Source organism: candidate division TA06 bacterium B3_TA06 (genome assembly GCA_005223075.1).
GTDB lineage: Bacteria > Hydrothermota > Tepidihabitantia > B3-TA06 > B3-TA06 > B3-TA06.
Window position 1 is genome coordinate 1 of record NJBO01000041.1, and the last position, 7,326, is coordinate 7,326.

Consider the following 7,326-nt stretch of genomic DNA (forward strand, 5'->3'; position numbering starts at 1 on the left):
AAAAGATCGCAGAACAGGGATTTAGATTTAATACCCCTAATCGGGGTCCCCGCTGGGGAACGAAGTTACCCCGTGGGGTGAGAAACTCACCCCCACCCTAACCCTCCCCCATCAAGGGGGAGGATAAAATGCTCCTTTTCGCTTTCGCGAAAAGATCGCAGGGATGGCATCCGTGGGTGCCGATCTTGATGCCCTGTGGGTTCCCGCGCGGATGCGCTTGTACCCCATTAGGGTGAAGCAGACGTGTGGGGTGTCAAAACAGCTTGATAGCGATAACCAAACCGAGGAAAACGATGGAGACCATGGACATGAGCTTTATGAGGATGTTCAAGGCCGGGCCTGCCGCGTCCTTAAAGGGATCGCCCACGGTATCTCCGACCACTCCGGCCTTGTGGGCCTCCGAGCCCTTGCCCCCGTAGTGCCCTGCCTCAATGAACTTCTTCGCGTTGTCCCATGCCCCGCCTGCGTTGGCCATGAAGATCGCCATAGCAAAACCGGTGGCAATGGCTCCCACCAGGAGACCCACAGCACCTTCAAGTCCGATGATTATTCCCACTACAACGGGTGCGAGGATCGCGGAGAGCGCAGGCAGGATCATCTTCTTCTGAGCGGAAACGGTGCAGATACGCACAGTCTCTGCGTAGTTCGGCTTGGCCGTGCCCTCCATAAGCCCCTTGATGGTGGCGAACTGATGGCGCACGTTCTTTACTACCGACTGCGCCGTACCCCCTATGGCACGCATGATTAGTGCCGCGATAAGGAATACAAGCATGGCACCGAGGAAGATGCCAACCAAAAGACGCGGGTTGGTAAGGGAAAGATCCAGACTGGTGCCGCGCAGGATAATCTCGTCACGGTATGCCACCACCAGCGCCAACGCGGTGAGCGCGGCCGAGCCGATCGCGAACCCCTTACCGGTAGCCGCGGTGGTGTTGCCGAGCGCATCAAGCGCATCGGTGCGTTTACGGACTATGGCCTTGAGTCCTGCCATCTGGGCGTTTCCACCCGCGTTATCGGCCACCGGTCCGTAGGCATCGGTGGCAAGGGTGATACCCAGGGTGGAGAGCATCCCTACTGCAGCGATACCCACGCCGTAAAGACCATGATTGAAACTCGCCGCTCCGCCAGCGAAGAAGAAGGCACCAAGAACCGCTGCTGCCACCACCAGCACGGATGGTGCGGCAGAGATCATACCTACCGAAAGCCCCTCGATTATCACCGTGGCCGGGCCGGTCTCAGCTGCACGTGAGATGCCCCGCGTTGGCCGATAGTTAACGGAGGTGAAGTACTCGCTGAGGACCCCTAACAACACACCGGCAACCAGTCCGGTGAGCACGGAGAAATAAATACCTATGCCCTCTACACCAAGAACAAAACGCACGACAAAGAACGCTCCCACCGCAGCAATAAAGGCAGCCCCCCAAGTTCCCCTGCGCAACGCCCACAAAAGCGCGCTCTGCTCAGCGCGTTCACCGCTACGAATAAGAAAAAACCCAATAATTGAAGACCCTAACCCTACAGCTGCAATAAGTACTGGCAAAAGTACCATCTTCAGACTCATATCCGCTTTGAACCAGGCAGGCAGGGCTGCCGCAGCGGCCGCGGCAAGCGCCATGGTGGCAATAAGAGAGGCGTAGTAGGATTCGTAAAGATCAGCACCCATTCCGGCCACGTCACCCACGTTATCACCCACGTTATCGGCGATCACCGCAGGGTTGCGGGGATCGTCCTCAGGGATGCCTACCTCGACCTTGCCGACAAGGTCTGCCCCCACGTCAGCAGCCTTGGTGAATATTCCACCTCCCACCCTGGCAAACAATGCATAAAAGCTTGCACCCATCCCGAAGTTAAGCATCGTAGAAGTAATTATGGGCAGCCGCTCGACCACAGGCTTCGCCTTATAGATCTGGTTAAGCACGATATACCAGATGGAAAGATCCAACAGAGCCAATCCAACCACCACAAGCCCCATCACCATCCCGGAGCTGAACGCAACGCGCAAGCCGGAGTTGAGGCTTTCGCGAGCGGCGTGGGTCGTCCGCGCCGAGGAGGCGGTAGCCACCTTGAGACCGATGAATCCTGCAAGTGCCGAGAAGAAACCACCTGTCAGAAACGCGAAAGGCACAGGTTTGGGGAGAAGATCGAAGACGAACGCCAGAACGCACAAAACCGCAAATATAATCCCGAAGAAGATCGCTACGACACCGTACTGACGTTTGATGTAAGCCGCCGCACCCTCACGTACCGCCTGGGCGATAGCCTTCATCGCAGGGGTTCCTTCCTTGCGCCTCAGGATACCAACTACCAGTATACAGGCAAAACCCAGGGCTATAATTGCTCCCACAGGTGCGGTCAGGAACAAAAGCTGCATCTTCTACTTCTCCTTGCTTAACTATCCAAGAATTGAGCGGTTAAACCATCAGTCTACTCCGCCTCTCCGGCTTGTCAAGATAGTTAGTAGGCTATAAGTAAGCTTCAACTAAGGCCTTAAGCACCTTGACAACTCCACCTGGACGTATAAAGTTCTAGTAAGCGGAAGGAGGATGATATGACCAAGATTCTTTTACTCATCGTCTTGATCTCAGGAAGTGATCTAAGCGAAAGCCTGCGGCCGTCTCTCTTTTCCGTGGATGGGGTGGGTGTTCAGGCGGGTGCGGGCTGGTGCGTAGGTTATCCCATGGTGCCCTCGTTCGAGGCCTCGGTGCTGCAGATACGTTCATACTGGGGACAAAAGCTCGCGTTCTCGCTTGGTGCAGAACTTGCGCACGGCCACGTGGCAGGAGGGGTACAGCAGGGAAAGATATACGCTGTCCTGCCGTTACTTGAGATACTCACTCCCCAGATAGGCCTGGGTGTCTTCGGTGGCACGAACCCCATACTACCATACAAATCAGGTAGGGTTGAGCACCTCACCCCTCTCGTAAAGCTTTCCAGCGGCGTGAGTATCCTGAACCTGAGCCCGGACAACCCGCTTCTTTGCTCCACCCTGCGGTCGGAGTTGAGCCTGGAGCTTAACCGGATACTCTGGGTTCAATTCACGCATCGCTGGCTGCCCTACTACTCCGGCGAAAGAAAGTGGGGGCGTTCATTATACAACCATTCGTTTCATCTAGGCTTATGCCTTACCCTGGGTGCGCGTGATGTCCGCAGGTTCAAAGAGGTAAAGGAAAGGAGGATTAGATGGGAAAAATGAATTTTGCTAATCCCGGGGCCCCCGCGAGGGAACGAAGCACCGTCGTGTGGTAAAAAATAAAGGCCGGGCTGCACCCGGCCTTTTAATCTTTTTGGAGTCTCCGTATCGGGGTCCCCGAGAAGTTACAAAGTAACTTCTTGGGGTGATATTAGTATCCGCCGTATCCGCCGCCTGGCGGCATGCCAGGCATTTCGGGCTTCTCCTCGGGCTTCTCGACCACCGCGGCCTCGGTGGTGACGAGTAGACCGGCTATGGAGGCAGCGTTCTGAAGTGCGGAACGAACGACCTTTGTCGGATCGATAACGCCGGACTTTACCAGATCCTCATAGGCAAGCTTCTCAACGTTGAAGCCGAAGTTGGGGTCCTCGGATGCCTTGACCCTCTCCACCACGATTGAGCCGTCCAGACCGGCATTTACCACCAGCTGGCGAAGCGGCATCTCAAGCACCTTACGGACGATATCCACGCCGGTCTTCTCGTCGGCCTTGGCCTTGGAGCGGGCGCTGTCCAGCACGTTGGAGGCGCGAAGCAGTGCAACTCCGCCGCCGGGCACAATGCCCTCCTCGACCGCCGCACGAGCGGTGTGAAGGGCGTCCTCCATGCGTGCCTTGCGCTCCTTCATCTCGATCTCGGTGGCGGCACCCACGTTGATGACCGCAACACCGCCTGCGAGCTTGGCAAGACGCTCCTCGAGCTTCTCGCGGTCGTAGTCAGAGGTGGTATCTTCTATCCGGCGCTTGATCTGCTCGATGCGCGCCTGGATATCCCCGCGCTTGCCAGCGCCCTCAACGATGGTGGTATCTTCCTTATCAATGGTAATACGCTTGGCCTTACCCAAATCAGAGACCTGGACGTTCTCAAGCTTGATGCCCACGTCCTCTGAGATTAGGCGACCTGCGGTAAGAACGGCTATATCCTCGAGCATTGCACGGCGGCGCTCACCGTAGCCCGGAGCCTTGACCGCGCAGACGTTCAAAGTGCCGCGAAGCTTGTTCACCACGAGCGTGGCTAAAGCCTCGCCCTCAACGTCCTCGGCGATGATCAACAGAGGCTTACCTGACTGGGCGGTCTTTTCAAGAAGCGGCAGAAGCTCGCGAGCGCTAGATATCTTCTTCTCGTAGAGGAACACGTAGGCATCCTCAAGCACGGCCTGCATGTGCTCCTGTTCGGTGATGAAGTAGGGGGAGAGGTAGCCGCGGTCAAACTGCATACCCTCGACCAGCTCGAGTGTGGTCTCCATGGATTTGGCTTCCTCGACGGTGATTACGCCGTCCTTGCCCACCTTCTCCATGGCGTCGGCGATCATCTCGCCTATCTTGCGGTCGTTGTTCGCAGAGATTGAAGCCACCTGCGCGATCTCGGTGCGGCTCTCGGGCTTCTTGCTCATCTTCTCGAGCTCGGCCACGATAGCATCCACGGCCATGTCTATGCCGCGCTTGAGTGCCATGGCGTTAGCACCTGCGGTAACGTTCTTCAGACCCTCACGGTAGATGTGCTCGGCCAAAAGCGTTGCGGTGGTGGTGCCGTCACCGGCCACGTCAGAGGTCTTGGACGCGACCTCCTTGACCATCTGCGCGCCCAGGTTTTCGAACTTATCCTCAAGCTCGATCTCCTTGGCGACTGTAACGCCGTCCTTGGTGATGGTTGGTGCGCCGAACTTCTTTTCTAAAACGACGTTGCGGCCGCGCGGCCCAAGGGTAATCTTCACCGCGTCGGAAAGCATGGTGGCACCGCGCAGGATAGCCCGTCTCGCTTCCTCCTCAAATCTAATATCTTTAGCTGGCATCGTTCCTCCTTACTCCACAAGCGCCATGACGTCGTCTTCGCGCATGAGAAGGTATTCCTTACCCTCGATTTTGATCTCGGTTCCGGCGTACTTGTTGAATAAAATGACGTCGCCCGGCTTTAGTTCGAGGGGGATTAACTTGCCTTTATCATCCTTGCGTCCCGGACCGACCTCTATCACCTTGCCCTTCTGCGGCTTCTCTTTGGCGGTGTCCGGGATAATGATCCCGCCAACCGTTTCCTCTTCTTCGGTACGCTCAACGAGGATTCTATCCTGAAGCGGCTTTATCTTCATCGTTGATCCTCCTTCGTAATGTTTGACACAATCTCTCTTATAGTTGCCCGTCGGGGCTTCGTTTTTTATGAATCCCAGACCTTTGAAACTTCGGCCTGCGGCTGACAGATATAACCACAAACCTGCCTCATGGGCAGAGCAGGATTTGAACCTACGACCTCCTGCTTGTAAGGCAGGCGCTCTAGCCAACTGAGCTATCCGCCCACTCATGTTTTTGAATTATAGGGAAGTTAGCCGCCTCGTCAAGTTGACTGTTTAAGTATTTCCCTAAATAGTTGGGGTTGTCAAATGTCTCTGGACACTTACTCTGGGAAGCAATCAATCAACCCAGTATGAAATTTTACAATCGGGTAAAGCCTCTTGAAGTTCGGCTATCCCCTGACGAGTCACCTTGGTTTTAGCAAGATTCAACTTCTTGAGATTAGTAAGTCCCTCAAGGTGTTTTAAGCCTTTATCTGTGACAGGCGTATCAAACAGCGAAAGCGATCTCAGATTGGTGAGGTGAGATATTTTCTCAAGCCCCCGATTACCTACCCTTGTTTCCCCCAAATCCAGTTTTCTCAGTTCTGTCAATCCCGAAAGATGGCGTAACCCTGTACTTGAAACCCGAGTTTCCATCAGTCCCAACACCTCTAGCCGGACCAATCCAGAGATATGCCTCAGCCCGGAATTCCCCACCTTGGTGTTCGATAAACCCAACTCCCTGAGATGGATCATATCCTTCAGATAGCGCATACCAAAGTCATCAACATCAGTTATACCCAAGTGGAGTACTCTCAGTTCGGTCAACCCTTTCAGGTGTCTTATGTTGAACCCTGTAACATCCAACCCTTCAAGATAGAGCTCCTCCAGTCCTGAAAGCTCTCCGATATGTCGCAGCGACAAGTCGGGAAAAGAATAAACCGAACACCGCAGTCTTTTCAACTTTGGGAACGCCTTAAGATGCTTGAAGTCTGAGCCGCCCAAACCCATATATGTATGATAGATGTTAAGCTCTCTTAATTCTGAAAGGTTCTTTAGGTGCGCCAAGCCTTCACCGCTCACTTGGGTAAAGGAAAGATCAAGCACCCTGAGATTTGTAAGACCCTCAAGGTTCTTTATCCCTTCATCGGTTATCCCAGGGCTGTACTGGGATTTTTTTCTTGAACGCCTTAACGACAACAATTGAAGTTTTTTTAACCCCGACAAGGCAGGCAAATAGTCATCGTCAAACCTATGGGTATTCAAGACGGCGAGGTTAGGGAACTTCTCCAACTGCAAAACCTGCTCCGGTCTCACAATAGCTGTGGTTATCAAGAATGGTTCGGGCACACTGTCGGCTGGAACGTATCGCAGATCAATACCGCAGGGAACGTCGTTAATATTTAGAAGATGATACTCATCTAAATAATAATCAATAGTATCCTCTCCTTGCCAAAGGTAGACATAGGATATCTTTGTGCCCCCATTATTCCGCCGCATGCTGTCTATATAACCGTCAACGCATTCAATCCAAAAGTGATCTGTTCCAGGTTCCCAATAGGTTATGTCCACTGTATCTTTGAGCTTGTTTCTGTGGTAAACCTCCATCCATTTTTTCTCACGGGGTTCCTCTGTGACCTGCGGTGAGGGAGAGGGTTTCTTACCACAGAACACCGCGGTTCCAATAACCGCAAAGGCGACAGCCAGCACTACGCTTTTCTTTAACATGTATCCTCCTTTTTTGCTTATTATATCAATGAAACATTTGTTGTCAAGGCTACAACCCTCACTGTTAAGCTGAAGTACCCTGAGTTCCGGAAAGCCTTCTATGTAGGTCCATTCGTCTGCATCTAAATTTTGTCAAGTATACCCTCTGGTTACTGGGGGAGCTTCTAAACCGAGATATCACATCCCGGCAGTGCTTTTTGCAACCTCTCAACCCCGGCATCGGTGATCTTCGTGGATCTGATATCCAGATACTTGAGGTTAGTAAGAGAGGCAAGCAGAGCCAGGTCTGAATCCGAGACCTCGGTGCCGGCCACTCCCAGTTGTTCAAGACCGCTAAGACCGGCAAGGTATTTGAGTCCGGCCC

The 7,326-nt window shown here is 53.8% G+C and carries 6 protein-coding genes and 1 tRNA gene; 1 reads left to right on the plus strand and 6 read right to left on the minus strand.

Translation table 11 applies throughout. From position 1 onward, the window contains the following. Positions 1-253 precede the first annotated feature (253 nt). The gene (locus CEE36_11500) at positions 254-2,371 is read right to left on the minus strand and encodes a sodium-translocating pyrophosphatase (protein TKJ36547.1); all 2,118 of its coding nucleotides are present in this window, start codon (positions 2,369-2,371) and stop codon (positions 254-256) included. A gap of 177 nt (positions 2,372-2,548) precedes the next feature. On the opposite strand from CEE36_11500, the gene CEE36_11505 reads away from it, so the two are divergent. Further along, positions 2,549-3,193 (plus strand): hypothetical protein, encoded by a 645-nt coding sequence (locus CEE36_11505; protein ID TKJ36548.1) that lies wholly within the window; start codon positions 2,549-2,551, stop codon positions 3,191-3,193. A gap of 148 nt (positions 3,194-3,341) precedes the next feature. Here CEE36_11505 and groL read toward each other — a convergent pair whose 3' ends face one another. The 5 genes from groL to CEE36_11530 form a co-directional block, all read right to left on the minus strand. Next, on the minus strand, positions 3,342-4,979 hold the full coding sequence (gene groL / locus CEE36_11510) for a chaperonin GroEL (GenBank protein TKJ36549.1): 1,638 nt from the start codon (positions 4,977-4,979) through the stop codon (positions 3,342-3,344). Positions 4,980-4,988: 9 nt separating this feature from the next. Continuing rightward, positions 4,989-5,393, minus strand: a complete 405-nt coding sequence (locus tag CEE36_11515) for a co-chaperone GroES (GenBank protein ID TKJ36550.1) — start codon at positions 5,391-5,393, stop codon at positions 4,989-4,991. Positions 5,394-5,403: 10 nt separating this feature from the next. Further along, positions 5,404-5,477 (minus strand) — tRNA-Val (locus tag CEE36_11520). A gap of 114 nt (positions 5,478-5,591) precedes the next feature. After that, positions 5,592-6,962 carry a hypothetical protein gene (locus CEE36_11525; GenBank protein ID TKJ36551.1) on the minus strand — a complete coding sequence of 457 codons (1,371 nt, stop codon included), beginning with the start codon at positions 6,960-6,962 and terminating at the stop codon, positions 5,592-5,594. A gap of 164 nt (positions 6,963-7,126) precedes the next feature. Further along, positions 7,127-7,326 (minus strand): hypothetical protein (locus CEE36_11530; GenBank protein ID TKJ36552.1); only part of this gene is annotated, 200 nt, incomplete at its 5' end.

Coding starts and splice junctions, on each gene's coding strand:
- CEE36_11505 (TKJ36548.1), top strand. CDS start 2,549: ATGACCAAGATTCTTTTACTCATCGTCTTGATCTCAGGAAGTGATCTA.
- groL (TKJ36549.1), bottom strand. CDS start 4,979: ATGCCAGCTAAAGATATTAGATTTGAGGAGGAAGCGAGACGGGCTATC.
- CEE36_11525 (TKJ36551.1), bottom strand. CDS start 6,962: ATGTTAAAGAAAAGCGTAGTGCTGGCTGTCGCCTTTGCGGTTATTGGA.
- CEE36_11500 (TKJ36547.1), bottom strand. CDS start 2,371: ATGCAGCTTTTGTTCCTGACCGCACCTGTGGGAGCAATTATAGCCCTG.